We start from the raw sequence: 26184 nt of genomic DNA, 5'->3' as shown, positions 1-26184 counted from the left end.
TGCCCGCAGTCCCTCTCCCTCGCCGTTCTGCCGCGAACCGTCGCACTCAACCGCAGGGAGCCCGCCATGCTTTTTCTCACCAACCGTTTCCCCAAAGGCTCGATCAAGACCGAGATCGACCGCCCTTTCGCCTTCGACCTGGACAACAACGCGCCAAGCAACTCGGTGTTCTTCTGCGAGCGCAAGAGCAAGAAGAAACTGGTCGAGGTCGGCAGCCAGGCCTTCTTCGCCCAGTTGCAGGCAGCGCCGCAGCGTCAGCTGCTGCTGTACATCCACGGTTACTCCAACCTGCCGGACGACGTGTTCGACGCGGTCGAGGAATTCCAGGCCCTGTGCGAGCTGCGCTCACCCGGCGAGGTGCTGGTAGTGCCGGTGATCTGGCCGTGCGACAACGACCGCGGCATCGTCCAGGACTACTGGGACGACCAGAAATCCGCCGACACCAGCGCCGTGTCGCTGGCCCGCGCCCTGTGCTTCTTCCTCGCCTGGCGCAAGGAGCGCGAGGAGGCCGGCCAGGCCAGCTGCCTCAAGCGCATCAACGTGCTGGCCCACTCCATGGGCAACCGCGTGCTGCGCGAGACGCTGTGCGAATGGGACCGCTACGACCTGGCCAGCGGCGTGCCGATGCTGTTCCGCAACACCTTCCTGGTCGCCGCCGACATCGAGAACGAATCGATCCACCGCGGCCAGCGCGGCGAGCTGATCTCCCACGCCTCGCGCAACGTGGTGGTGTACTACGCCTCGGACGACCTGGCCCTGCGCAGCAGCAAGGCGGCCAACCTGAAGAACCGCATCGCCTCGCGCCGCCTGGGCCACAGCGGCCCGGAGAACCTGGAACTGACCCCGCAGAACGTCTACGCGGTGGACTGCGACGACATCAACACCCTGTACGACTTCCCCAAGGGCCACTCGTACTTCCGCAGCGGGCGGGCCAAGGGCGTGCCGGGCGTGGTCTTCGACCACCTGTTCGAGTGCCTGCTACAGGGCCGGGTGTTCCCGCAGGACGAGTTCCGTCGCACCAGCATCCTGCACGACAGCGCCGCATGAGCGGCGCTCAGGTCAGGCTGGCGTGCGGGCCGCTGAGGTAGTCGAGCAGGCGGAACAGGCTGGCCCTGAGCGAGGCGCAGTGCGCGGCGCCGGCCTGGATGGTCGCGGCGTCCTGCACCGCGCCCGGTCGCTGCAGGTCCTGCGGGCAAGCCGCGAGCAGTTGCTCGATGCTCGCCGGACTGCTCTCCAGGTGGCACTGCAGCGCCACCGCACGCTCCTGCCAGACGAAGCCCTGCTGCACGCAGGCGGCCGAGTGATAAAGCGGGATGGCGCCGGCCGGCAGGCTGAAGGTCTCACCATGCCAGTGCATGGCCATCAGCCGCTGCGGCAACATGCGCCCGAGCGGCGACTGGCTGGCTTCGGCGTGCTGCTCGATCAGGTGCCAGCCGATTTCTGCCGTATCGGCCACGCGGACCTCGCCACCCAGCACTTCGGCCAGCAACTGGCCGCCCAGGCAGATGCCCAGCACGCGCTTGCCGCTCTGCAGCGCCGCGCGCAGCAACTGCTTCTCGGCTACCAGCCAGGGATACTCGACCTCGTCATGCACGCTCATCGGCCCGCCCATGACCACCAGCAGGTCGAAATCATCCAGCGCCGGCAGCGCATCGCCGGCATACAGGTGATGCACCCGCGCCAGCAGGCGACGCTGGTCGAGCCACTGGCCGATCTGCGCCGGCCCCTCGAACGCCACGTGCTGCAGTATGGAAACACGCATCACGCCACCTCCTGCGCCGGCTCTCGATAGTCGTCACGCATCTTCATGCTCCAGATACTGGTACTGCACGCCGAGCAGGCGGATGCCGTCGGGGCCACACTCGACGATGCGCCGCTGCTCCTTGCGCTGCTGCACGCGCAGGCTGAAGCCTTCGGCGGCGGGGAAACGGCTGTGCAGCTCGCCACGCACCTCGCTCAGACGCGCGCCGGCGACCGTCAGTTCGGCCCACAGGCAGTCGTCGCGATGCAGTTGGATCAGGTATTCGTTCATGCACTCAGCGCCGGCCGAGCCGGGCCCTCCAGGCGGTTGCGCCAGTCTTCCAGCTGGCCGCTGGACAGGCGTCGCGCGGCGCTATGGCGCCAGCGCTCGGACAGGGATTCGCAGGCCAGCAGTTGCTGCAGACCGCCACGTTCCAGCGGGAACTGGAAGTAGCTGCGGATGGCCTGGGCCACACTCAGGCCGGGGTGGCTGCGCTGCACCAGTTCCAGCGGCTGCGCGGCACTGACCCAGCCAGGGCGCAGCACGCGGAAGAACCAGCCGCACAGGCCGTTGTTCTGCATCTCCAGCGCCAGCCCCGGCAATTCCCAGCGCTCGGCCAGGCGATAGCAGGGCGAGCGCGGCTGGCTGACCTGCAGCAGGGCGTCGCCCCAGCGGAAGATGTCGCCGATACACACCTGGCTTTCCAGCAGGCCACGGCTGGACAGGTTCTCGCCGAAGGCCGGCTGCTGCCAGTCGCGCTGCGGGTAGCGCTGGCGCCACTGCGCGTAGTGTTCGGATGGATAGAGATGCAGGGCGCGCTCGGGGCCGCCGTGGTGGCGACTGTCACCCTGCTCGTCGCCTTCCAGCCCCAATGGGCCGAGCCAGACCTCGGCTCTCACCGGCAGCTTGCCCAGCGCGCTGACATAACCGCGGCCTTCATCCATGGCTTTTCCTATGAATAATCCTGCTACCTCTGCCCTGACCATTTTCTCCGCCACCCTTGTCGCGGCTGTCGATGCGGCCATGATAGGGAGCCATCAGGCGAGGCGACATTTCGATTTCCCAGCTTCATTGATAAGCTGAAATTATCGATAAGCGAGAAACATCCCGTGGACTTTCGCCAGCTGCGCTACTTCGTCGCCCTCTACGAGGAAGGCCATGTCGGCCGCGCCGCCGAGCGCCTGAGCCTGTCGCAGCCGGCGCTGTCGCAGCAGATTCGCCAGCTGGAGCAGAACCTGGAAGTGGCGCTGTTCCAACGCAGCGGCAAGCGCCTGCTGCCGACCCTCGCCGCGCACACCCTGTACAGCCACGCACTGCCGCTGCTCGACGGTCTGGAACGCGCGCGCGATGCCCTGCGTGGCTTCCGCGGCCGGGCGCCGCGCAGCCTGGCCATCGGCGTGCTGCAGACGGTCAACGCCAGCCTGGTGCCCCACCTGCTGGAGAAGCTGCGCGCCGCCCAGCCACAGCTGGTGGTGCAGATCTACGAGCTGTCCGGCCTGGAGATCGAGCGGCGCCTGCTCAGCGGCAGCCTGGATATCGGCATCGGCTTCCTGCCGCCGCGCCAGCCCGGCCTGCACAGCCTGGAGCTGTACGAGGACGAGCTGCAACTGGTGGTGCCGCCGGAACACGCGCTGCGCGAATTCAGGAAGGTGTCGCTGGCCCAGGCGGCGGAGCAGCCCATGCTGCTGCTCGGCGAGGAGTTTCGCGTGCGGCAGATCTGGCAGGAGCAGCTGGCCCTGCTCGGCCGCCGCCCGCATGTGCAGGCCGAGCTCAACCACATGAGCGGCATCCTCGACAGCCTGCCACACTCGGCCGGCCTGGCCACCGTGCTGCCGGGCCGCGCGCGCCAGCTACATGCGAATCAAGGATTGCTGTGGAAGCCGATCAGCGAGCCGCGCGTGCCGCTCAAGGTCGGCCTGGTGTTCCGCGATGCGCAGCGCCAGCAGCCGACGCTGGACCTGCTGGGCAAGCTGCTGGACCAGGTGGTGAAAGGAAATGGCTGAGGCAGAAAAGAAAAAACCCCGCTTGCGCAGGGTTCTGCAGACTGGTTCCTGACATCCGTGATCGGTGCGCCGTCCTGGCGAACACTCCCTCATGTCCCTGTAATTCGTTGCGCTTCCTGCGCTAAGTCCTTGAAAGCAAGATTAATCTCACCTCGCGCAGACCGACAGCAGCGTTCGCCGGCACGCTTTGTAAGCCATGGATTACAAAACCACCGAGCGGGAAAGGCTTCACAAAGCCAGAACGCCCGTTATCATCGCGCGCCTGCAACGCACCACCGAGCCCGAACATGAGACCGCAACTGATCGCCGCCGCGGAAATCGACCGCGTCGAAACCTGGACCAAGTACAACAAGGACATGTGCACCAGCTGCATGTCGACCTGTTGCACAATGCCGGTGGAAGTACGCATCGTCGACCTGATCCGCCTCGGCGTGGTCGACGAGTTCGAGCGCGGCGAGCCGCCGAAGAACATCGCCAAGCGGCTGCAGAAGGAAGGCCTGATCGAGCGCTTCAACCAGAAGTCGGGCATCTTCACCCTGACCCGCATGAGCAACGACGACTGCATGTACCTGGATCGCAAGACCCGCCTGTGCACCGTCTACGACAAGCGCCCGGACACCTGCCGCAACCACCCGCGCATCGGCCCGCGCCCAGGCTACTGCGCCTGGCGCCCGAAGACCTGAGCCAGGCGCTTACGACGGTTTGCGCGGGCTGTTACGCATCCGCAGCCAAACCACGCCGAGCAGCACCAGCGGTACGCCCAAGGTGAGCCAGGACAGCAGGTCATAGACCTCGTCGCCGACCAGCGCCGAGAGCAGGCCGAACAGGCTCAGCACCGCCAGCACCAGGGGCCAGCGGAAGATCATCCAGAGTCCGCGTCTCATGCCTTGCCCTCCACCAGCAGACCGCCGGCATTCAGCTCGGCCAGGCGCTTCTCGATCGGTGCCTTGCGGCGGCCGAGCCACAGGTACAGGCCGCTGGCGAGGATGACGATGCTGATGATGTCGAGCACGGCCCAGATGATCTTCAACGGCAGGCCGCCGTAGTCACCGAAGTGCAGCGGCTGCGAGATCAGCAGCGTCTTCACGTACATCGGCATCTCGCGCATGTCGGTCAGCTCGCCGGTCGTGGCATCGACCAGTGCCGGCTTGAGCAGGCGCGCGGTGAGCGGCGTGTTGCCACGCATGAATACCGCATAGTGGTGCTGGCTACTGAAGTCGGTGCCAGGGTAGGCGACGAAGCTCGGCTTCATGTCCGGCGCTGCCGCCTGCGCGGTTTCCAGCGCCTTGTGCAGCGAGCCCAGTTCGGTCAGCGGTGGCAGGTCCTTGTAGGGCGCGGTCATCTCCGCCAGCTGGCCGTTCTGCCACAGGCCGAGGATGGGCAGCGCCAGGGTGTTGATCACCCCGGTGGCGCCGACCACCAGCACCCAGGCCAGGGTGACGATGCCCAGCACGTTATGCAGGTCCAGCCACTTCAGGCGGCTGCTGCGCGCGGTGCGCACGGTGGCGAAGTCCAGCTTGCGCATGAACGGCGTGTACACCACCACGCCGGAGACCAGCGAGGCCACCAGCAGCAAGCCCATGAAACCGAGGAACAGATAGCCGGGCAGGCCGAGGAACATGTCGGTGTGCAGGCGCAGCATCAGGTTCATGAAGCCGTCTTCCGGCGGCTCCGCAGGGAACAGCTCGCCGGTACGGGTATCGAAGGTCTGGATAAAGGCATCGAGCGGCGGCGGCTGGATGCTCGGCGCGGTGAAGATGAAGCCCAGCGGCTCTTCCGGGTCGTAGCCGACGAAGCGCACCACTTCGCCCGGGCGCACTGCCAGCGCCTCGGCGATCAGCTTGTCGTAGTCGATGCGCGCCGAGTCGGCCTTAAGCTCGCCCAGCTCGGGGTGCGGATCGAAGTAGTGCTCGATCTCCTCGTGGAAGATCAGCGGCAGCCCGGTCAGGCACAGCATCAGCAGGAAGACGGTGGAGATCAGGCTGGTCCACTTGTGCACCAGGTACCAGTTGCGCAAGGCTCGGGCGGTCATGTTCGGCTCGTTTTAGTTATGGGGCGTCCCTGCTCGCCGAAGGCACTGGAATGCGAGCGACACCGAAAATCATTTGAGAACTCATCTCATTCTATTCGGTGTATCGAAACGCTCACAAGCGCCGCGCCATCTATTCGAGCATGAGCCTGACGGACTGCTCCCGCCTCTCCCCGCCTTTCGCTATGCGCCAATAGAAAAGGCCCGGCGCATACCGGGCCTTTTGCGCTACCAGTCCAGCGCCAGGCTCAGGCCGATACCATGCAGATCGTCATCGCCGGCCTTGCGATAGTCGTAGCCCAGCTGCAGCGACAGGTCCTGCGCCAGGCGCTGACGCAGACCGAGGCTGGCGCGGGTCTGATCGCGCTCCAGGGCGGCGCCGACCAGACTGAAGCCAACACCGGGGACGCTGTTGAGCGACATGTCGACCCCGCTCTCGTCATCCTCGAACTCACGCTCGCGCACGATCTCGCCATACAGCTCGGCGTCGTCCGCCAGGGCGAAGCGCGCCTGCAGGCCGATGCCGAGGCGACGCGAGTCGAGTGTCTGCTGGTCATAGCTCAGGGCGGTGGAGCTGGTGCCCTGCTCGCGGTAACCATCCACCTCGATGCGGGCAAGATCGGCACTGACGAAGGGCGCCAGACGCAGACGCTCGAGCGGGCTCAGTTCGACGCCGAAGCGCCCACCCAGGCCCAGCACCTGGCCCTCGGTGTCGCCACGCTCGCTACGCGTCGTGCGGCCGAGGGCGAAGCGGCGCTTGAGGTCGTGGTAATCGAGGTAGCCGGCGTTCAGGCTCAGGTCACCCCAGAACCGACCATCCTGGTACTGGGCGAAGGCGCCAGTCAGATAGCTGCGCAGGCCATAGTTCGAATCGCTCGCGCCCATCTGCATGTCCAGCTTCTGCACATCCAGGCTCAGGCCCAGGCGCCATTGCTCATTCAGGCGGTAACTGGCGCCTAGGCCCAGGCTCTCGCCACGGCCATCGCCGGCGGCCGCAGTATCGTCCCCGTCGTAGTCGCTACGCTGCAGCCCGCCACTGACGGAGCCGCGCCATTGCCCCTCGCCCTGCCAGGCGCCCCAGTCGGCCAGCCACTGCCGGCGCTGCTGCTCGCGACTGCTGCGCAGCGCCGACTCACCGGCCTGCGGCAGGCGGCTGATTTCCCAGGGCGCAGCCAGGATCGACAGGCCCTGGTCGGCGAGGATGCGCTGCATGGCCGTGCTCGGGTGGACGATGTCGGCGTAGATCAGCCGCTCCGGATCGGGGGTGAGGCCAGTGATGCCGTACTGCGGATTGATCGAGGCACAGCCGGAGAAGCAGGTACCGAGCAGGTTCTGCGCCGGGTCGAAGCCGAACGCGGCCGGGTCGGCCAGTATCTCGCGGTAGAGCAGCGGCACATTGAGGGGAATGATCTCGGCCTGAATAGCGGCAAGGCGTGCCGTCAGCTCGGCGTTGAATACTCGCGCCAACGCCTGCTGCGCCGGGTTGGCCACGCCTCCAGTCACCGGGCTGGCCACATCCACCAGTAACGGCACCATGAAGTAGCGCCCACCCGCGGCCTGCAATGCTCCCACGCTGGCGGCCAAGCGCCCTGCCGCAGCACGCGAACTGGCGGCATCGATCACCAGCCCCTGGAGGAAGTCGTTACCGCCGCCGTTGACGTAGAACAGCGTGTTTTCGTCGATGCGTAAGCCGTTCTGGCGCAGGTAGACCAGATAGCCGTCGCGCTGGCGCAGCAGAGGATCGGCATAGGTCAGACCGGCGCGCACCTGGGAGCCACCGATACCGCTAACCGGATCGAAGACACCGGTGATGGAGTTGTAGATCTGATCGGTGCGGTAGCCGCCGACCGCCCAGTTGTTGCCATCGGCCTGGCCGCTGAGCGCATTCATGACGTTGGTCGAGGCTCCCTGCGGCGCCAGACCGAGTCCGTCGTTGATCAGCATTGGCGAGGTGTAGCCATAGGCCTCACCGGCGCCATAGCCTGGCCCGACGCGGTTGGTGTGGCGCACCGGGTTGTTCGGCGCGCCGGCCTCTGGGCGCTGGCCGGCGTCACTCAGGCTATCGCCGAATACCACCATGCCGCTGTAGGCCCCGGCCTCGGCGGAGGCAGTAGCCGCCAGCAGGCAGGCGCAGGCCAGAGGAGTCCAGATTCGCTTCATAGTCCCTTTCCCTTGTTCTTGTTGTGATGGACAAGCGGCGGGACTCTAGGGACAAGCAAACGGGAAGGCATCATCGCCCGTGGCGATTTCCCTATTAAGACTGAAACGCCGCGCGACGGATTACTCCATCGGCGCGGCGTTCGTTCCTGCGGGGGACGAGGTAGAGGCTAGAGCTGTCGGACGGCGTTTTTGCCCGGTGCTTGCTGGGCTACTTCGTTGTCCGATGGATGCGGTTTGATCAGGCTGAAATCGATCAGGCTCTGCGGCATCTCCGGGTTACCGATCAGCAGCGGGCGCGATTTGAAGTCGGCACTCACCAGACTCTTGCTGGCATCGAACTCGGCGAAGCGCAGCCCGGCCAGGTCGGCCCAGGTGTGGATGAAGTGCTCGCTGCTGTAGGGCCGACCCAGATCGCCGGCGAGCTGCAGCGGATGGCCCGCGCGCCACTGTGGCGAACGCCAGACGATGAACGGCACGGTGTACATCGGCGAGGTCGGCCGCCCCTCGTTGCGCCCCAGCACCTCGGGCCTTGGCGCATCGAACACCGCCTCGCCGTGGTCGGAGAGGTACACCAGGAAGCCGTTCGGATCACGCGCGGAGAAGCGCTCGATCAGGCTGGAGACGACGAAGTCGTTGTAGCGCACGGCATTGTCGTAGCTGTTGTAGGTCGGCAGCTGCGCGGCCGTGACGTGTCGCGGCGCACCGCTGGCATCGGTGAAGTACTCGTACTCCTGCGGATAGCGGAAGCGGTAGCTCATGTGGGTGCCGAGCAGGTGCACGACGATCAGCTTGCGCGGCGCCGGATCGTCGAGCATGCGGCTGAAAGGCTCAAGCACATCGCCGTCGTACTGGCGTGCGTTCTGGTTGCGGTTCTGGTTGAGATAGACCTGCTCGTCCGCCTGCTTGGAGAAAGTGGTGAGCATGGTGTTGCGCTCGGTCAGGGTCTGCTGGTTGGTGATCCAGAAGGTCTTGTAGCCGGCCTGCTTCATCAGGTTGAGCAGCGACGGAGTGGTCAGGTAGGCATCCGGATTCTGCTGGTCGGCGAAGGTCAGCACCTGCTGCAGCGCCTCGATGGTGTAGGGCCGCGGCGTCACCACGTTGTCGAACACGTCCAGCTGGTCGCGCAGCTTGTCCAGGCCCGGCGTGGTCTCTCGACCATAGCCGTACAGGCTCATGCGCTGGCGGTTGGTCGACTCACCGATCACCAGCACCAGCGTGCTCGGCTGGTTGCCGGCCAGGTCGTGCAGATCGCGCAGCGGTGCCACGGCGGCATTGCTGGCCAGCAGGCGCTGCATCTCCGTCAGTTGCTCGCGATACTTCTCATAGCCGACCAGCAGCTGCCACGGCACAGCCGGCTGCATGCGCGTCTGCAGATGCTCGACCGCCTCGCCCCAGTGGCCCTGCTGCACGTATTCCTTGACCAGCGGATAACCCAGCACCACGGGGCCCAGAAGCAACGGCACCAGCACCCGCGCCGGCCCCGCCAGCTGCACCGGGCGCACCTTGCGCCACAGCAGCCAGCCACCCAGGCCATAGGCGGCGAAGGCCAGCGGCATCCACCAGGTGAAATACTGCGCCAGGTACTCGCTGCCCTCGGCGACGTTGGACTCGAAGAGGATGAAGATCACGCTCTGCGAGAACTCCTGGCCGTACACCAGGAAGTAGCCAAACGCCGGCAGCGAGGCCAGCCACAGCACCCCGCCGAGCACTGCGGCGATGCCGCGCGCACGCGCCGGCCACAGCAGCAGCGGCACCAGCCAGATCAAGCTCATGATCAGCGACTGACGCAGGCCGCTGAAGCCCGCCGAGTCGGTGAGCTTGATCAGCAGGTGGGTCACACCGGAGAAGTACCAGAAGAACAGGAAGGCCCAGCCCAGACCGGCCCAGTCGATTCCGGCGCGGGTGGCGCCGGCAGGTCGCGCGTTTGTCATCACAGCCCCAAGGCGAAACGGGGAATCCCCCTATGGGCAAGCAATCTGCCGGGGCGGCCGTGAAAACTTTGTTAACAAGTCAGGAACTGCCGAGCGGCTGTAGCGCCGCTCGTCGTTACCCGCGCGATCAATCCAGATGGAAGTGCGCGGTGTTCTGCGCCAGCGCTCGGCTGCCCTGGCTGAGACGATCGGCCACGCCGTGCACGGCCTGGGCGCCATGCAGCAGGCTGGCGGCGGCCTGGTCGACCTGCTGGATGTTGCCACTGACTTCTTCCGCCGTGGCGGCCTGCTGCTCAACGGCGGTGGCGATCTGCGCGATCATGTCGCTGACCCGCTGTACGGCGCCGGCGATCTCGCCCAGATGCTCGCCCAGCTCGGTGACCGAGCCTGCATCCACTTCGGCCTGGCCGCAGGCCACCTGCATCAGCTCCACCGACTGCAACACCACGCGCTGCAGGGCCTCGACCGTGGCGCTGATCTCGCGGGTCGACTCCTGGGTGCGCTGCGACAGCGAACGCACCTCGTCGGCCACCACGGCAAAACCGCGGCCCTGCTCGCCAGCGCGGGCAGCCTCGATGGCGGCGTTGAGCGCCAGCAGGTTGGTCTGCTCGGCGATGCCCTTGATCACGTCCACCACCCGGTCGATCTGCTGCGCCTGCTCGCGCAACTCGCCCAGCGCCGCAGCGGTATCGCCCAGGCGCACGGTGAGCTGGCGCATGCTAGCGGTGGTCTGCTGGCTGCGCTGGTTGCTCTGCTCGGCGATGTGGCGGGTCTGGGTCGCGTCCTGCGCAGCCATCTCGCAGTTCTCCGCTACGCTCTGCGCGGTGGCGGCCATCTGCGTGGCGGCGGCGGCGATCTGGCTGACCTGCTGCTGTTGCTGCTCCACCGCGCGCAGCGCCGACTGGGCCTGCTCGCTGAGGGTGACCACGGTCGCGCCCAGCTCGCCGCTCTCGCGGTTGACGCCCTGCAGCGAGCCACGCAACTGGATCACCGCATCGTTCAGCGCGGCGCCGATCAGCGCCAGTTCGTCGCGGCCATGCACGGTGACATGGGTGCGCAGGTCACCATCGCGCAGCGACTGGGCCAGCGAGGTGATGCGCCAGCTGCTGCCCCGAATGGAAGCCTGCAGGCAGACCAGGGCGTAGAGCGCCAGGGCCACCATCAGACCGAAGGCGCCGAGGGTGACGATCAGCGCGCGCAGGGCCTTGGCCCGGTATTGGCCGAGGCGGGTATCGAGCGCCTCCAGGGTGGCGCGCTGCAGCGTCTCGATATGCTGCTGGGCATTGTCCATGCCCTGTTCGAAGGTCGCCACGTCGAGCTGGATGCCGCCGTCGCCGTACATCTTCTGGTCCAGCTGTTTGAGCCAGTCATCGAGGCCGGCCAGGCTCTGTGCATAAGTCTGGTTCCAGGCCGATAGCGACTTGGGCAGCTCACTCTCCAGGCGCTCGCCGAGCTTGCCCAGCTGCTGCCGCGACTCACCAGCGGCGGCGCGGATTTCACGCAGCTGCAGGCGGCTCTGCAGGCTGAACTGGCCGGCCGCCACAGCGCCCTGGCCAACACTGGCGAGCACGCCGAGGCGTTGCTGCAGGCGCGGCGAGTCCTGGGTAGCCAGCTGCATCAGCAGGTAGGTTTCCAGCCAGGGGTCGAGGATCAAGCCGCTCTCGGTAGCGATCTGCTCGCGCAGCGCGCCGAGGCGCTGCAACGCCTGACTGAAGCGATCATAGGCATCCGGCCACCAGCCGACGCTGCCCAGAGCCTGGGCGCGCAGGCCTTCGCGCTCGCCCTGCAGAGTGCGCAGGGCCGCTTGCGCCTGCTCACTGGCGCCCTCGCTGACCAGCATCTTCTGCAACTCCTCCAGCGCCTGGTCCAGCTCACCTTCGCTCTGCTGCAGGCGCGCGATGGCGGCCTGGGTCTCGGCACTGGCCTGGCGGTTGCGCTCGGTGGACTTCCAGCGCGCGGTGAGATTGCGCTGGCGAATCAGCAGCTGCTCGACCTTATCCAGGGCCTGCAGTTGCAGCACGCCGGAGTGCTCGCCATCGACCACCTCGAGCTTGCCCAGGTAATTGTCGCCAATCGACCAGGCGGCATAGGCCAACGGCAGGATGAATAGCAGCGCCAGCAGCTGGAACTTGCGGGCGAAGCTGAATTTTTCGAGGGCATTGACGCCTGGCAGCAACAGCGCATTCATCGTCGAACTCCTGAATCGGACGAAACTGCGAAGCGCTTGGACTAGCAAATGCCGAGCCACGCCCTTCGCCACTTCGAAGCTATCCGGTGCCGCTCACCCACGCCGCGAACGCGACGAGCCGGAGGTAGAAACTAGATATCGGAAGCCTCGCCGACTTCATGAGTCAAACGATAGAAGCATTGCGCCATCAAGGTGCGAAAAGGCGTCATCGGCTTTTCTCACGACCAAGAAAAAGCCCCCGCAGGCTAGGCCGGCGGGGGCTTTTTCATTGGCTCAGTCGATTAGACCTTGCTGCGCTCGTAGCGCTTGCGGTCGTTCTCGTTGAGCATTTTCTTGCGCAGGCGGATGGACTTCGGAGTCACTTCCACCAGCTCGTCTTCGGCGATAAATTCCAGCGCCTGCTCCAGGGTGAAGCGGATCGGCGGAACCAGGGCGATGACTTCGTCTTTGCCCGAAGCACGCATGTTGTCGAGCTTCTTGCCCTTGGTGGGGTTGATCACCAGGTCGTTGTCGCGGCTGTTGATGCCGGCCAGCTGGCCTTCGTAGATCTCGTCGCCAGGGCCGAGGAACAGCTTGCCGCGGCTCTGCAGGGTTTCCAGCGAGTAGGTCAGCGCGGTACCGGTGGCCATGGATACCAGCACGCCGTTCTGACGGTTGGTCACTTCGCCAGCCTTGACCGGGCCGTAGTGGCTGAAGGTCGAGGTCAGGATGCCGGTGCCCGAGGTCAGGGTCAGGAAGTTGTTACGGAAGCCGATCAGGCCACGCGCCGGGATGGTGTATTCCAGGCGCACGCGGCCTTTGCCGTCAGGGATCATGTTGGTCATGTCGCCCTTACGCAGGCCCATCTGCTCCATCACCGAACCCTGATGCTGTTCTTCGATGTCGATGGTGACGTTCTCGTACGGCTCTTGCTTCTCGCCGTCCTTCTCGATGATCACCACTTCCGGACGACCTACGGCCATCTCGAAGCCTTCACGGCGCATGGTTTCGATCAGTACCGACAGGTGCAGCTCGCCACGACCGGAGACCTTGAACTTCTCGGCGGACTCACCGGCTTCGACGCGCAGGGCCACGTTGTGCAGCAGCTCTTTGTCCAGACGGTCCTTGATGTTGCGGCTGGTGACGAACTTGCCTTCTTTACCGGCGAACGGCGAGTCGTTGACCTGGAAGGTCATGCTCACAGTCGGCTGGTCGACGGTCAGCGGCGGACGGGCTTCGACGTTCTGCGGGTCGCACAGGGTGTCGGAGATGAACAGCTCGTCCATGCCCGAAACGCAGACGATGTCGCCGGCTTCGGCGTCGGCTACTTCCACGCGCTGCAGGCCGGAGTGGCCCATGATCTTGAGGATACGGCCGTTACGCTTGCTGCCGTCGTCGCTGATGGCGACTACCGGGGTGTTGGCCTTGATGCGGCCACGGGCGATACGGCCGATGCCGATCACGCCGAGGAAGCTGTTGTAGTCCAGCTGGGAGATCTGCATCTGGAACGGACCATCGACGTCGACCTTGGGGGCCGGCACGTGGTCGATGATCGCCTGGAACAGCGCGTCCATGTTGTCGTCCATCTTCTCGTGGTCCAGACCGGCGATGCCGTTCAGGGCGCTGGCGTAGACGATCGGGAAGTCGAGTTGCTCGTCGGTGGCACCGAGGTTGTCGAACAGGTCGAAGATCTGGTCGATAACCCAGTCAGGACGCGCGCCCGGACGGTCGATCTTGTTCACTACCACGATCGGACGCAGGCCGGCCTTGAAGGCCTTCTGGGTCACGAAACGGGTCTGCGGCATCGGGCCGTCCTGAGCGTCGACCACCAGCAGTACGGAGTCGACCATCGACATCACGCGCTCAACTTCACCGCCGAAGTCGGCGTGGCCGGGGGTGTCGACGATGTTGATGCTGTAGTCGTTCCACTTCAGCGCGGTGTTCTTGGCCAGGATGGTGATGCCACGCTCTTTTTCCTGGTCGTTGGAGTCCATCACGCGCTCGTTTTCCGCTTCTTTGCGGTCGAGGGTGCCGGACAGGCGCAGGAGTTTGTCTACCAGGGTGGTCTTGCCATGGTCGACGTGGGCAATGATGGCGATGTTGCGCAGTTTTTCGATCACGATGTCGTCTCGATTGAAGATTCTAAAAGCTGTATTGCCTGGCAGTGTGCCTGGCCGTTGTGAACTCGGGGTTACGCGCCGTGCTGGTCGGGAGGCCGGTGGCGAATGCTGCCACCAAGCAAACCTGCGCGCTTAACGCGGGCGATAGACGCGAACATTCGCATGTCCCTCGCTGAGCAGGTGGTGAGCGTGCAGGCGGCTCATCACACCCTTGTCGCAATAGAGTAGGTACTGGCGGGTCTCATCCAGTTCCTTGAATCGGTTGTTCAGCGCATAGAACGGCAGGGCCTGCACCTCTATGCCAGGCAGCTCCAGCGGCTCGTCCTCGGCGGCATCCGGGTGGCGGATGTCGATGACGATCTGCCCGGCCAGTGCCTCGCGCACTTCCTCGACCTGCAAATCCTGGCCCAGCTCGTCGATCACCTTGTCCACGGTCACCCGGGTGGCGCGCTCCAGGGCGCGCTCGAGGATGGCCATGTCGAAGTGGGTCTCTTCGTGCTCGATACGGCCGCGCTTGGCGCGGGTGGTCGGGTTGACCGAGATCACGCCGCAGTATTCGGGCATGTTCTTGGCGAACTCGGCGGTGCCGATGGCCGTGGCGGTGTCGATGATGTCCTGCTTGTGCGCGGTGATCAGCGGGCGCAGTACCAGGGTGTCGGTGACCGAGTCGATCACCGAGAGGTTCGGCAGGGTCTGGCTGGAGACCTGGCTGATCGCCTCGCCGGTGACCAGCGCATCGATGTCCAGCTCCTCGGCGATGCGCGAGGAGGCACGCAGCATCATGCGCTTGAGCACCACGCCCATCTGGCTGTTGTCGACCTTGGAGAGGATCTCGCCGACCACTTCCTCGAACGGCACGCTGATGAACAACACGCGGTGCGAGCTGCCGAACTTCTGCCACAGGTGGTGCGCTACTTCCATCACGCCCAGCTCATGCGCACGACCGCCGAGATTGAAGAAGCAGAAGTGGGTGAGCAGGCCGCGACGCATCATCTGGTAGGCGGCGACGGTGGAGTCGAAACCGCCGCTCATCAGTACCAGGGTCTGCTCGATGGAGCCCAGCGGGTAGCCGCCGAGGCCTTCGTGCTGGGCATGGATGATCAGCAGACGGTCGTAGCGCACCTCGAAGCGCGCCTCGACCTCGGGCTTCTTCAGGTCGATGCCGGCGGCACCGCACTCGCGGCGCAGGCGGCTGCCAACATGGGTGGCCAGCTCCATCGAGGAGAAGTCATGGGTGTTGCCGGCGCGCTTGCAACGCACGGCGAAGACCTTGCCGGCCAGTTGGGCACCGAAATGCGTGCGGCACTTCTCGAAGGTGTCGTCGAAGTCGACGTAGGGGTATTCGTGCACTTCGAGGAAGTGGGCGATGCCCGGGGTGCTGCGCAGGCGTTCGAACATCTCGGCCTGCACCTTCGGCTCGCTCACCTGGCTGATCAGGTCGAGGTTGTCCCACTCGCCCTGCACATCCAGCGCCGGGTCGAGATCGCGCAGCACCGTGCGGATGTTCTTCGCCAACTGGCGGATGAACTGCTTGCGCACCGGCCGGCTCTTGATGGTGATTTCCGCGAAGGGTTTGACGATGAGCTTCATGAAAAGACGTGAGCCGGATAGGTGCTGAAAAACAGGGGCGCGGATTATAGCGGAAATTGCTCAAGCTTTGACCAAAAACAATCTCAAGCCGCACAAAGCACCAAAAAGGTGCTTTACGCAAATTTAAAGCACCGATTCGGTGCGCAAAACTGCTCAAAAAATCGCCACAGCCCGCGCACCCCCTGTGTTTCAGGCCCCAAGCCCATTCCGGGGCACTGGCATGCAATTTGCTCCCTTGTGAGGCAGCCTGGCCTGGCGGACTATCCCGCCCGGCTCAAGCACCTATTTCGGAGGCCGGCGCAGCCGGCCCCATCCACCTGGAGGACAGCATGTCGAAGTCGATTCAACTGATTAAAGAACACGACGTGAAGTGGGTTGACCTGCGCTTCACCGACACCAAGGGCAAGCAACACCACGTGACCATGCCGGCCCGTGACGCTCTGGACGACGAATTCTTCGAAGTCGGCAAAATGTTCGACGGCTCGTCCATCCACGGCTGGAAAGGCATCGAAGCCTCCGACATGATCCTGCTGCCGGTTGACGAAACCGCCGTGCTGGACCCGTTCACCGAAGAGCCGACCCTGATCCTGGTCTGCGACATCATCGAGCCGAGCACCATGCAAGGCTACGACCGCGACCCGCGCTCCATCGCCAAGCGCGCCGAGGCCTACCTGAAGACCACCGGTATCGGTGACACCGTCTTCGTCGGCCCGGAGCCTGAGTTCTTCATCTTCGACGAAGTGAAGTTCAAGTCCGACATCTCCGGCTCCATGTTCAAGATCTACTCCGAACAAGGCTCCTGGATGACCGACGCCGACGTCGAGTCCGGCAACAAGGGCCACCGCCCGGCCGTCAAAGGTGGTTACTTCCCGGTTCCGCCGTGCGACCACGACCACGAAATCCGTACCGCCATGTGTAATGCCATGGAAGAAATGGGTCTGGTCATCGAAGTTCACCACCACGAAGTGGCGACTGCCGGTCAGAACGAAATCGGCGTGAAGTTCAACACCCTGGTCAACAAGGCTGACGAAGTTCAGACCCTGAAGTACTGCGTGCACAACGTGGCTGACGCCTACGGCAAGACCGCTACCTTCATGCCGAAGCCGCTGTACGGCGACAACGGTTCGGGTATGCACGTGCACCTGTCGATCGGCAAAGAAGGCAAGAACACCTTCGCCGGCGAAGGCTATGCCGGTCTGTCCGACACCGCCCTGTACTTCATCGGCGGCATCATCAAGCACGGTAAGGCCCTGAACGGCTTCACCAACCCGTCGACCAACTCCTACAAGCGTCTGGTCCCGGGCTTCGAAGCTCCGGTAATGCTGGCCTACTCCGCCCGCAACCGTTCCGCCTCGATCCGTATCCCGTACGTTTCCAGCCCGAAAGCTCGCCGCATCGAGGCTCGCTTCCCGGACCCGGCTGCCAACCCGTACCTGGCCTTCGCTGCTCTGCTGATGGCCGGCCTGGACGGTATCCAGAACAAGATCCACCCGGGCGATGCCGCCGACAAGAACCTGTATGACCTGCCGCCGGAAGAGGCCAAGGAAATCCCGCAGGTTTGCGGCAGCCTGAAAGAGGCTCTGGAAGAACTGGACAAGGGCCGTGCGTTCCTGACCAAGGGCGGCGTGTTCTCCGACGACTTCATCGATGCCTACATCGAGCTGAAATCCGAAGAAGAAATCAAAGTACGTACCTTCGTACACCCGCTGGAATACGACCTGTACTACAGCGTCTGATCCAGCCCTGAGCTTTCCGGCTCATCTGAGAGGCCTCCTTCGGGAGGCCTCTTTTTTTGCCCCGAGATTCTCAGGCCCACCGAAAATTCCTTGCTCCACAACACGCTGAAAGACCCTCGCACTTGCCAGGCGCGCCCACCGGTGCAAACCTTGCCGCAGGATCATTCAGGAGCTTACCGATGCGCCTGCTCACCGCCTGCCTGCTCTGCGCCCTGTCCCTGCCGGCCGCCGCGCAGATCTATAAGTACACCGACTCCAACGGCAACACGGTCTTCACCAACCAGCCACCGGAAGGCCAGAGCGCCGAATCAGTCGAGCTGCCGCCGACCAATACGGTGGAGGCGCAGAAGCCAAAGGCGACGCAGCAGTCGCAGGACTCCTCCGCACAGGAGCAGTTCGCCTATGGCCTTCTTGAGCTGACGGACATCCCCAGTGAGGAAGCCTTGCGTGCCAACAATGGTACCTTCACCGTAGGGGTCAACATCGATCCGGACCTGCAACCCGGCCATAGCCTGCGACTACTTCTGGACGGGCAGCCTTACGGTCAGCCAACCAACGTGCCGCGCCTGCAACTGATCAGTATCGACCGCGGTGAACATAGTCTCGCCGTGGAAGTGATTGCCGGCGGCCAGCAGGTCCAGCAGAGCCCCAGCGTTACCTTCACTGTGCAACGAGTCAGTACGAATAGCCCCGCCAGACCAAAGCCCACTCCCCGCCCCACCCCCTGATAGGACTCCCATGCATCGCCTGCCTCTCGGCCTGTTGCTTAGTATTTTCTGCCTGCCCGCACTGGCAGGTGTGTATACCTACATCGACGCGGACGGAAACCGGGTCTTCACCGACCAACCCCAATCAGGACACGCCGAGCGCATCGAACTGGCCCCAGCCAATGACATGAGCACCACCCGTAGTGCCCCACTGGCACCACCACAACCCCTCGATCCCGCAACAAGCTATGAGCTGCTACGGATCCTGGTGCCTGAGCCGGATGCCGTGATCCGTGAAATGGCCGGCAACCTGATCATCAGCGCGACCAGCGAACCTGCCCTACATCCCGGGCACAGCTTCCGCCTGATTCTGGATGGCAAGCCAGCCAGCGAACCAGGACGCAGCCCTGTCTTCCCTCTGGAGAACATCGACCGTGGCACCCATCAGGTCTCGGTCGAGATAGTCGACGCCGCCGGACGCATCGTCGAACGCACGCCCAGCCAGCCTTTCCATATGAAGCGCACTTCGCTAAACGAGAAGCGTATGGCCAATCCGTGCGGGAAGAAGGACTGGGGCGTGCGACCGGAATGCCCGATCGAGGACAAGCCGAAAGAGCCCGATAAGGGCATCATCAGCATCCTCCCCTTCGTCGATTGATCAGTCGCACCAAATCAGTGCGCATTGCTGCACCGATTTCTATACTCTCCCCGTTTTGGTTCATCGACGACCGCACAGGCTGCGCTGAAACGCAGCCTGAAAGGCGGTCGCCGGCAGAGATACGCGTCTTTTCAGGGCTTTGGTTTGCTTCTTGCATTTTCCTGCCCATCGCTGGGACATCTACCTGCCATGATCAACGACGCCCTGCACCGCCTACTGCTGGACAACCTCACCACCGCGACCATCCTGCTCAACGATGCGCTCTGCCTGGAGTACATGAATCCGGCCGCCGAGATGCTGCTGGCGGTGAGCGGGCAGCGTAGCCACGGGCAGTTCATCAGCGAACTGTTCACCGAGTCGCCCGAGGCGCTCAGTTCGTTGCGCCTGGCGGTCGAGCACGCGCATCCCTTCACCAAGCGTGAAGCCATGCTCACCTCTCTGGCCGGCCAGACCATCACCGTCGACTACGCGGTGACGCCGATCCTCAACCGCGGCCAGACCCTGCTGCTGCTGGAAGTGCATCCGCGTGATCGCCTGCTGCGCATCACCAAGGAAGAGGCGCAGCTGTCCAAGCAGGAGACCACCAAGCTGCTGGTCCGCGGCCTGGCCCACGAGATCAAGAATCCGCTCGGCGGCATCCGTGGCGCGGCCCAGTTGCTGGCCCGCGAGCTGCCGGAAGACGGCCTGCGCGACTACACCAACGTGATCATCGAAGAGGCCGACCGCCTGCGTAACCTGGTCGACCGCATGCTCGGTTCGAACAAGTTGCCGTCGCTGGCCATGACCAACATCCACGAGGTGCTGGAGCGCGTCGGCAGCCTGATCGAGGCCGAGGCCCAGGGCAGCATCACCCTGGTGCGCGACTACGACCCGAGCATCCCCGATCTGCTGATCGACCGCGAGCAGCTGATCCAGGCCGTGCTCAACATCGTACGCAACGCCCTGCAGGCGCTGTCCAGCCAGAGCGACCTGCGCCTGGGCCGCATCAGCCTGCGCACCCGTACCCTGCGCCAGTTCACCATCGGCCATACCCGCCATCGCCTGGTGGTGAAGATGGAGATCATCGACAACGGCCCGGGCATCCCGCCGGAACTGCAGGAAACCATCTTCTATCCCATGGTCAGCGGCCGCCCCGACGGTACCGGCCTGGGTCTGGCCATCACCCAGAACATCATCAGTCAGCATCAGGGCCTGATCGAATGCGAGAGCCATCCGGGCCACACCGTGTTCTCGATCTTCCTGCCCCTGGACCAAGGAGCTACACAGCCATGAGCCGCAGTGAAACCGTCTGGATCGTCGATGACGACCGCTCCATCCGCTGGGTCCTGGAGAAGGCCCTGCAGCAGGAGGGCATGACCACCCAGAGTTTCGACAGCGCCGATGGCGTGCTGACCCGCCTGACCCGCCAGCAACCGGACGTGATCATCTCCGACATCCGCATGCCGGGCGCCAGCGGCCTCGACCTGCTGGCCCGCATTCGCGACATGTACCCGCGCCTGCCGGTGATCATCATGACCGCGCATTCCGACCTGGACAGCGCGGTGGCCTCCTACCAGGGCGGCGCCTTCGAGTACCTGCCCAAGCCATTCGACGTCGACGAAGCGGTCTCGCTGGTCAAGCGCGCGTTCCAGCACGCCCAGGAACAGCAAGGCCTGGAAGCACCAGCCGCGCTGTCGCGCACCCCGGAGATCATCGGCGAAGCGCCGGCGATGCAGGAGGTGTTCCGCGCCATCGGCCGCCTCTCCCACTCCAACATCACCGTGCTGATCAACGGCGAGTCCGGTACCGGCAAGGAGCTGGTCGCCCACGCCCTGCACCGCCACAGCCCGCGCGCGGCGGCGCCGTTCATCGCGCTGAACATGGCGGCGATTCCCAAGGACCTGATGGAGTCCGAGCTGTTCGGCCATGAGAAAGGCGCCTTCACCGGCGCGGCCAACCAGCGCCGCGGGCGTTTCGAACAGGCCGACGGCGGCACCCTGTTCCTCGACGAGATCGGCGATATGCCAGCCGATACACAAACCAGATTGCTGCGCGTGCTGGCCGATGGCGAGTTCTACCGCGTCGGTGGCCACACCCCGGTGAAAGTCGACGTGCGCATCATCGCCGCCACCCACCAGAATCTCGAGTCCCTGGTGCAGGCCGGCAAGTTCCGCGAGGACCTGTTCCACCGCCTCAACGTGATCCGTATCCATATCCCGCGCATGTCTGATCGCCGCGAGGACATCCCGACCCTGGCCCGTCACTTCCTCGGCCGCGCCGCCCAGGAGCTGGCCGTCGAGCCCAAGCTGCTGAAGAGCGAGACCGAGGACTACCTCAAGCACCTGCCCTGGCCGGGCAACGTGCGTCAGCTGGAGAACACCTGCCGCTGGATCACCGTGATGGCCTCCGGTCGCGAGGTGCATATCGACGACCTGCCGCCGGAGCTGCTCACCCAGCCCCAGGAAAACGCCCCGGCGACCAACTGGGAACAGGGCCTGCGCCAGTGGGCCGACCAGGCCCTGGCGCGCGGCCAGTCCAGCCTGCTGGACAGCGCCGTACCGGCCTTCGAGCGGATCATGATCGAGACCGCGCTCAAGCACACCGCCGGCCGCCGCCGCGATGCCGCCGTGCTGCTGGGTTGGGGCCGCAACACCCTGACGCGCAAGATCAAGGAGCTGGGCATGAAGGTCGACGGCGCTGACGACGACGACGGCGAGGACTGAGCCAGCGCCAGCTGCATCGCAAACGGGCCCTCGGGCCCGTTTTTCGTTACCGCCGCGCGCACGCTATCCTCAACTAAAGGTCGATAAAATGGTGCCTCGACGGCGCCTTCTGCCGTCTTCTCCGGCAAATCACTTCATTTTTCGGCGGGTAGCCGTTCGCCCATGCCCTCATCGCTGAACCACACCCTGCGCCAGCTCTGGGCGCGCGACAAATTCACCTACGGCGTGCGGGTGTTCATCGCCCTGGCCGGGGCCATGGCCCTGTGCTGGTACCTGGACCGCATCGCCTTCGTCATCCCGCTGTTCCTCGGCTGCATCGCCAGCGCCCTGGCCGAGAGCGACGACCACTGGCGCGGCCGCACCCAGGCCCTGCTGGTGACCCTGACCTGCTTCGGCGTCACCGCCGTGTCGGTGCAACTGCTGTTCCCCTATCCGTTGCTGTTCGGCGTCGGCCTGGCCGTGGCCAGTTTCGCCATGACCCTGCTCGGCGGCATCGGCGAGCGCTACGCCACCGTGGCCCAGGCCACGCTGATCCTGGCGATCTACACGGCCATCGGCCTGGAACACCGCGGCGGCCTCGGCGGCACCTTCTGGCAGGAACCACTGCTGCTGATCGGCGGCGCGGCCTGGTACGGCCTGCTCGGCATCGTCTGGAGCATGCTGTTCAGCCAGCAGCCGGTGCAGCAGGCGCTGTCGCGGGTGTTCGACGAGCTGGGCACCTACCTGCGCCTGAAGGCCTCGCTGTTCGAGCCGATCAAGCAGCTCGACGTCGAGGCGCGGCGCCTGGAACTGGCGCGGCAGAATGGTCGTGTGGTGACGGCGCTGAACCTGGCCAAGGAGATCATCCTCAACCGCATGAGCCGCAAGCGCAGCGGGCAGAAGACCAACCGCTACCTCAAGCTGTACTTCATCGCCCAGGACATCCACGAGCGCGCCAGCTCCTCGCACTACCCCTACAACGCCCTGGCCGAGGCGTTCTTCCACAGCGACGTGATGTTCCGCTGCGGTCGCCTGCTCAGCCAGCAGGGCAAGGCCTGCCAGGCCCTGGGCCGGGCGATTCGCCTGCGCCAGCCGTTCGACTACAACGACAACAGCCAGGCCATGGCCGACCTCGACGCCTCCATGACCTACCTGCGCGAGCAGCAGAACCCTGCCTGGCGCCGCCTGCTGCGCTCGCTCGGCGCCCTGGCCAGCAACCTCGGCACCCTCGAGCGCAAGCTGTCCAGCGCCAGCAACCCGGACGCCCTGGCCGACGAACAGGACAGCGCCCTGCTCGACCGCTCGCCGCAGAGCCTGAAGGACGCCTTCGAGCGCCTACGCCAGCACGTCACGCCGACCAGCCTGGTGTTCCGCCACGCCCTGCGCCTGTCCGCCGCGCTGCTCGCCGGCTACGGCCTGCTGCACTGGATTCACCCGCAGCAGGGCTACTGGATCCTGCTCACCACCCTGTTCGTCTGCCGCCCCAGCTACGGCGCCACGCGCATGCGCCTGGTGCAGCGGGTCAGCGGCACCATGCTCGGCCTGGTGCTGGGCTGGGCACTGATCCGCCTGTTCCCCGATCCGCTGCTGCAATCACTGTTCGCCGTGGCCGCCGGGGTGCTGTTCTTCACCAACAGGGTCGACCGCTACACCCTGGCTACCACGGCCATGACCCTGGTGGTGGTGCTCTGCTTCAACCAGATCAGCGACGCCTACACCCTGCTCTGGCCGCGCCTGGTGGATACCGTGCTGGGCACGGTGATCGCCGGGCTGGCGGTGTTCTTCATCCTGCCGGACTGGCAGGGGCGCAAGCTCAACCAGGTGCTGGCCAGCACCCTGAGCAGCAACAGCCGCTACCTGCTGCAGATCATGCAGCAGTACGAGTCCGGCGCCCGCGACGACTTGAGCTACCGCCTGGCCCGGCGCAACGCGCACAACGCCGACGCGGCGCTGTCCACCACCCTGTCCAACATGCTGCTGGAGCCCGGCCATTTCCGGAAGGACGCCGAGACCGGCTTCCGCTTCCTGGTGCTCTCGCACACCCTGCTCAGCTACCTCTCGGCCCTCGGCGCGCACCGCGCCAGCCTGGCCGCGGACGCCAGCGACGACCTGCACGATCGCGCCGTCGCCCACATCACCCAGAGCCTCGACGCCATTGCCAGCGGCCTGCAGAGCGGCCAGCCGGTGACGGTGTACGACGAGGCCGACCAGGCCCTGGCCGAGGAACTGGAGCAACTGCCCGACGAAATGGACGAGGGCCACCGCCTGGTGCAGGTGCAGCTCGGCCTGATCTGCCGCCAGCTGGCGCCGCTGCGCACGCTGACCGCACACCTGCAGAAGCGCCCGCAGCAGAGCGAGGCCAAGGCGGCCTGACGAGCGCCGCCAAGGGCAGTCGCGCTTTCCGCTAGAATGCGCGGCTTTGCGACTCATCGAGGTTCAGCCGTGTCCTTCTTCCCGGTCATCATCATCGGCGCCGGCGCCGCCGGCCTGATGTGCGCGGCACAAGCCGCCGCACGCGGGCGCCAGGTCCTGCTGCTGGACCACGCCAACAAGCCGGGCAAGAAGATCCTCATGTCCGGTGGCGGCCGCTGCAACTTCACCAACATGTACTGCGAGCCGGCCAACTTCCTCTCGCAGAACTCGCACTTCTGCAAGTCGGCCCTGGCCCGCTACAGCCAGTGGGACTTCGTCGAACTGGTGGTCAAGCACGACGTGCCCTACCACGAGAAGAAACTCGGCCAGCTGTTCTGCGACCGCAAGGCCAACGACATCCTCAACATGCTGCTGGCCGAGTGCGACGAGCACGGCGTCGACCTGCGCCTGGATACCTCGGTCGAAACCATCAGCAAAACCGAGACTGGCTACACCCTGCACACCAGCGCCGGCAAGTTCGCTTGCGAGTCGCTGGTGATCGCCACTGGCGGCCTGTCCATCCCCACCCTCGGCGCCACCGGCTTCGGCTACCAGGTAGCCAAGCAGTTCGGCCACAGCCTGCTGCCGACCCGCGCCGGCCTGGTGCCCTTCACCATCACCGAACCGCAGCTCAAGGCGCTGTGCACCGAGCTGTCCGGCACCTCGGTGGAGGATTGCGTGGTCAGCTGCAACGGGCAGAGCTTCAAGGAGAACATCCTGTTCACCCACCGCGGCCTGTCGGGCCCGGCGATCCTGCAGATCTCCTCGTACTGGCAGCCGGGCGACGCCATCAGCATCAATCTGCTGCCGCATATCGACCTGCCCGAGTGGCTGGCGGCGCAGCAGCGCGAACGACCCAATACCGAGCTGAAGACCCTGCTGGCCGAACTGTTCACCAAGAAGATGGCCGGCCTGCTGGCCGAGCAGTGGTTCGTCAGCAAGCCGCTCAAGCAGTACACCCCGGCGGAGCTGGAGGCGGTGGCGGCCAAGCTGGCCGACTGGACCCTGGTGCCGGCCGGCACCGAGGGCTACCGCACCGCCGAGGTGACCCTGGGCGGCATCGATACCCGCGAGGTGTCGTCAAAAACCATGGAGTCGCAGAAGTCGCCGGGACTGTACTTCATCGGCGAGGTGCTGGACGTCAGCGGCCACCTGGGCGGCTTCAACTTCCAGTGGGCCTGGGCCTCCGCCCACGCCGCCGCGCAGTTTGTATAAACGAACTCAGGCCGCCGGCAGCAGCTCGATAAAGCGCCGCATCAGCTCGTGCATGTCGCCGGGCCAGCGCCCGGACACATAGTTGCCGTCGCGCACCACCCAGGCCGGGCGGCTGTCGCTCGGCGTGTCGCGGTGCAGGCCGCTGGTCTTGCGCCAGAAGTCGGGTGCGCCCTTGGCCACGTCGAGAAAATCTTCCGGGCTGGCCAGCAGCCGTCCCACCTCGCCCTGCACGCTCATGTACCCGGCCGGCTCGCCCGGTGCCTCGGAGTAGGTGCGGTAGTAGTCACCCTGCCACCAGCGGCCGTAGAAGCGGGTCAGGTCCCAGGCGGTCTTTTCCATCTTCCAGGTCAGCCCGGTGGTCTTGCGCCCGTGCAGCACCGAGCGGCCATCCGCGTCCTTGCTGCGCGCCGCCAGCAGCACGCCGTGGCAGACCGCCGCGACCGGCTTGTCGGCAGCGAAGAAGGCCGCCACCAGCGTCTGCAGCGGCTCGCTCTCCAGGTACTCGCGCATACCCCGGGCCCAGTGGCCACCAGGCAGCATCAAGCCGGCGAAGTCCTCCTCGCGCAGGCGCTCGTGGCGCAGCGGGTTGCGGTAGTCGGGATCGGCCAGCATCTCGGCGCAGGCCGCGCGCGCCTCGCCGTTGGCGCGCAGCAGCAGACCGAGCAGCCGCAGTCGGCGCAGGCCGGGAACCTGGCCCCAGGCATCAAGCCCCTCGCCACTGAGCATCTGCGGGTCCGGCTGCGCCGGCTGGCCGTCCGGGGTGGCGAAGCACACCCGGTAGCCGGCCCGGCGCAGCTGGCGCCAGGCCAGAGCTGCCTCGCTGGGGTCGAAGTCACGGCGCGGCAGGGGAATCAGGATGCAGGGCGCGGGCATGGCGGTGCTCTCGAAGGGTGGCGGAGGGCACAGAACATAGCAGCCCGGCACCGCGCGCGGCAGGCCGCAAACGCCAGCGTGCCGCGCCGCCAATGCCAGTTGTGATCACATCCGGCTTGGCGCAGCCCCTGGCCCTCTGCCAGTATTGGCCCTCGGCACAC

Annotated in this window: 21 protein-coding genes; 10 read left to right on the top strand and 11 right to left on the bottom strand. The window is 65.4% G+C overall.

The genetic code is table 11. The annotated features are described in order from the left end of the window. Positions 1–66 precede the first annotated feature (66 nt). On the top strand, positions 67–1047 hold the full coding sequence (locus IP89_RS18065; RefSeq protein WP_043311048.1) for an alpha/beta hydrolase: 981 nt from the start codon (positions 67–69) through the stop codon (positions 1045–1047). A 7-nt stretch (positions 1048–1054) separates the two neighbouring features. On the opposite strand, the gene IP89_RS18060 is transcribed toward IP89_RS18065, so the two are convergent. From IP89_RS18060 to IP89_RS18050, 3 genes are read right to left on the bottom strand one after another with little or no spacing between them, the layout of a single operon-like run. Continuing rightward, positions 1055–1762 carry a type 1 glutamine amidotransferase gene (locus IP89_RS18060; protein ID WP_043311047.1) on the bottom strand — a complete coding sequence of 236 codons (708 nt, stop codon included), beginning with the start codon at positions 1760–1762 and terminating at the stop codon, positions 1055–1057. Positions 1763–1795: 33 nt separating this feature from the next. Beyond that, positions 1796–2032, bottom strand: coding sequence for a hypothetical protein (locus tag IP89_RS18055; protein ID WP_043311046.1), 237 nt, complete (start codon positions 2030–2032; stop codon positions 1796–1798). Next, a complete protein-coding gene (locus IP89_RS18050; protein WP_043311045.1) occupies positions 2029–2727 on the bottom strand; it encodes an MOSC domain-containing protein in 699 nt (232 codons plus the stop codon). The genes IP89_RS18055 and IP89_RS18050 overlap by 4 nt, the downstream gene beginning before the upstream one ends. 123 nt (positions 2728–2850) lie before the next feature. Between IP89_RS18050 and IP89_RS18045 the strand changes: the two genes are divergently transcribed. Together IP89_RS18045 and IP89_RS18040 are read left to right on the top strand one after the other, a co-directional pair. After that, entirely contained in the window at positions 2851–3744 is an 894-nt protein-coding gene (locus IP89_RS18045) for a LysR family transcriptional regulator (RefSeq protein ID WP_043311044.1), read from the top strand. A 287-nt stretch (positions 3745–4031) separates the two neighbouring features. After that, positions 4032–4427 carry a YkgJ family cysteine cluster protein gene (locus IP89_RS18040; RefSeq protein ID WP_043311043.1) on the top strand — a complete coding sequence of 132 codons (396 nt, stop codon included), beginning with the start codon at positions 4032–4034 and terminating at the stop codon, positions 4425–4427. A gap of 9 nt (positions 4428–4436) precedes the next feature. Here IP89_RS18040 and IP89_RS18035 read toward each other — a convergent pair whose 3' ends face one another. The 7 genes from IP89_RS18035 to thiI all read right to left on the bottom strand — a co-directional run bounded on the left by IP89_RS18035 (position 4437) and on the right by thiI (position 15741). Continuing rightward, positions 4437–4628: a hypothetical protein gene (locus tag IP89_RS18035; protein WP_043311042.1), complete on the bottom strand. Its 192-nt coding sequence runs from the start codon at positions 4626–4628 to the stop codon at positions 4437–4439. Next, on the bottom strand, positions 4625–5776 hold the full coding sequence (locus IP89_RS18030; RefSeq protein WP_043311041.1) for a PepSY domain-containing protein: 1152 nt from the start codon (positions 5774–5776) through the stop codon (positions 4625–4627). Before IP89_RS18030 ends, IP89_RS18035 begins: the two co-directional genes overlap by 4 nt. A gap of 225 nt (positions 5777–6001) precedes the next feature. Beyond that, positions 6002–7933, bottom strand: coding sequence for an autotransporter domain-containing SGNH/GDSL hydrolase family protein (locus IP89_RS18025; protein WP_043311040.1), 1932 nt, complete (start codon positions 7931–7933; stop codon positions 6002–6004). 167 nt (positions 7934–8100) lie between these two features. After that, a complete protein-coding gene (gene cptA, locus IP89_RS18020) occupies positions 8101–9864 on the bottom strand; it encodes a phosphoethanolamine transferase CptA (protein ID WP_043311039.1) in 1764 nt (587 codons plus the stop codon). A gap of 127 nt (positions 9865–9991) precedes the next feature. Beyond that, positions 9992–12052, bottom strand: a complete 2061-nt coding sequence (locus IP89_RS18015) for a methyl-accepting chemotaxis protein (protein WP_043311038.1) — start codon at positions 12050–12052, stop codon at positions 9992–9994. Between the two features lie 281 nt (positions 12053–12333). Beyond that, positions 12334–14151, bottom strand: a complete 1818-nt coding sequence (gene typA, locus IP89_RS18010) for a translational GTPase TypA (RefSeq protein ID WP_043311037.1) — start codon at positions 14149–14151, stop codon at positions 12334–12336. A gap of 132 nt (positions 14152–14283) precedes the next feature. Further along, complete coding sequence (gene thiI, locus IP89_RS18005; protein ID WP_043311036.1) at positions 14284–15741, bottom strand: tRNA uracil 4-sulfurtransferase ThiI; 1458 nt, start codon at positions 15739–15741, stop codon at positions 14284–14286. A gap of 329 nt (positions 15742–16070) precedes the next feature. Between thiI and glnA the strand changes: the two genes are divergently transcribed. From glnA to IP89_RS17970, 7 genes are all read left to right on the top strand, one after another. Continuing rightward, on the top strand, positions 16071–17477 hold the full coding sequence (gene glnA / locus IP89_RS18000) for a glutamate--ammonia ligase (protein WP_043311035.1): 1407 nt from the start codon (positions 16071–16073) through the stop codon (positions 17475–17477). A 179-nt stretch (positions 17478–17656) separates the two neighbouring features. Then, on the top strand, positions 17657–18205 hold the full coding sequence (locus IP89_RS17995) for a DUF4124 domain-containing protein (protein ID WP_043311034.1): 549 nt from the start codon (positions 17657–17659) through the stop codon (positions 18203–18205). Positions 18206–18215: 10 nt separating this feature from the next. After that, positions 18216–18842: a DUF4124 domain-containing protein gene (locus IP89_RS17990; protein WP_043311033.1), complete on the top strand. Its 627-nt coding sequence runs from the start codon at positions 18216–18218 to the stop codon at positions 18840–18842. A 189-nt stretch (positions 18843–19031) separates the two neighbouring features. Beyond that, complete coding sequence (glnL, locus tag IP89_RS17985; protein ID WP_043311032.1) at positions 19032–20114, top strand: nitrogen regulation protein NR(II); 1083 nt, start codon at positions 19032–19034, stop codon at positions 20112–20114. Further along, positions 20111–21544: a nitrogen regulation protein NR(I) gene (gene ntrC, locus IP89_RS17980; protein WP_043311031.1), complete on the top strand. Its 1434-nt coding sequence runs from the start codon at positions 20111–20113 to the stop codon at positions 21542–21544. The genes glnL and ntrC overlap by 4 nt, the downstream gene beginning before the upstream one ends. 162 nt (positions 21545–21706) lie before the next feature. Continuing rightward, positions 21707–23896, top strand: coding sequence for a YccS family putative transporter (gene yccS / locus IP89_RS17975; RefSeq protein WP_043311030.1), 2190 nt, complete (start codon positions 21707–21709; stop codon positions 23894–23896). Positions 23897–23965: 69 nt separating this feature from the next. Continuing rightward, positions 23966–25150 carry an NAD(P)/FAD-dependent oxidoreductase gene (locus IP89_RS17970; RefSeq protein WP_177326900.1) on the top strand — a complete coding sequence of 395 codons (1185 nt, stop codon included), beginning with the start codon at positions 23966–23968 and terminating at the stop codon, positions 25148–25150. A 6-nt stretch (positions 25151–25156) separates the two neighbouring features. Here the strand turns inward: IP89_RS17970 and IP89_RS17965 are convergent, their stop codons facing one another. Continuing rightward, positions 25157–26023 carry a type 1 glutamine amidotransferase domain-containing protein gene (locus IP89_RS17965; RefSeq protein WP_043311028.1) on the bottom strand — a complete coding sequence of 289 codons (867 nt, stop codon included), beginning with the start codon at positions 26021–26023 and terminating at the stop codon, positions 25157–25159. Between the last annotated feature and the right edge of the window lie 161 nt (positions 26024–26184).

The sequence above is a fragment of the Pseudomonas sp. ML96 genome (genome assembly GCF_000761545.1).
Lineage (GTDB): Bacteria > Pseudomonadota > Gammaproteobacteria > Pseudomonadales > Pseudomonadaceae > Aquipseudomonas.
The sequence above is the reverse complement of the archived record's forward strand: the minus strand, read 5'-3'. Positions and strand labels throughout refer to the sequence as shown.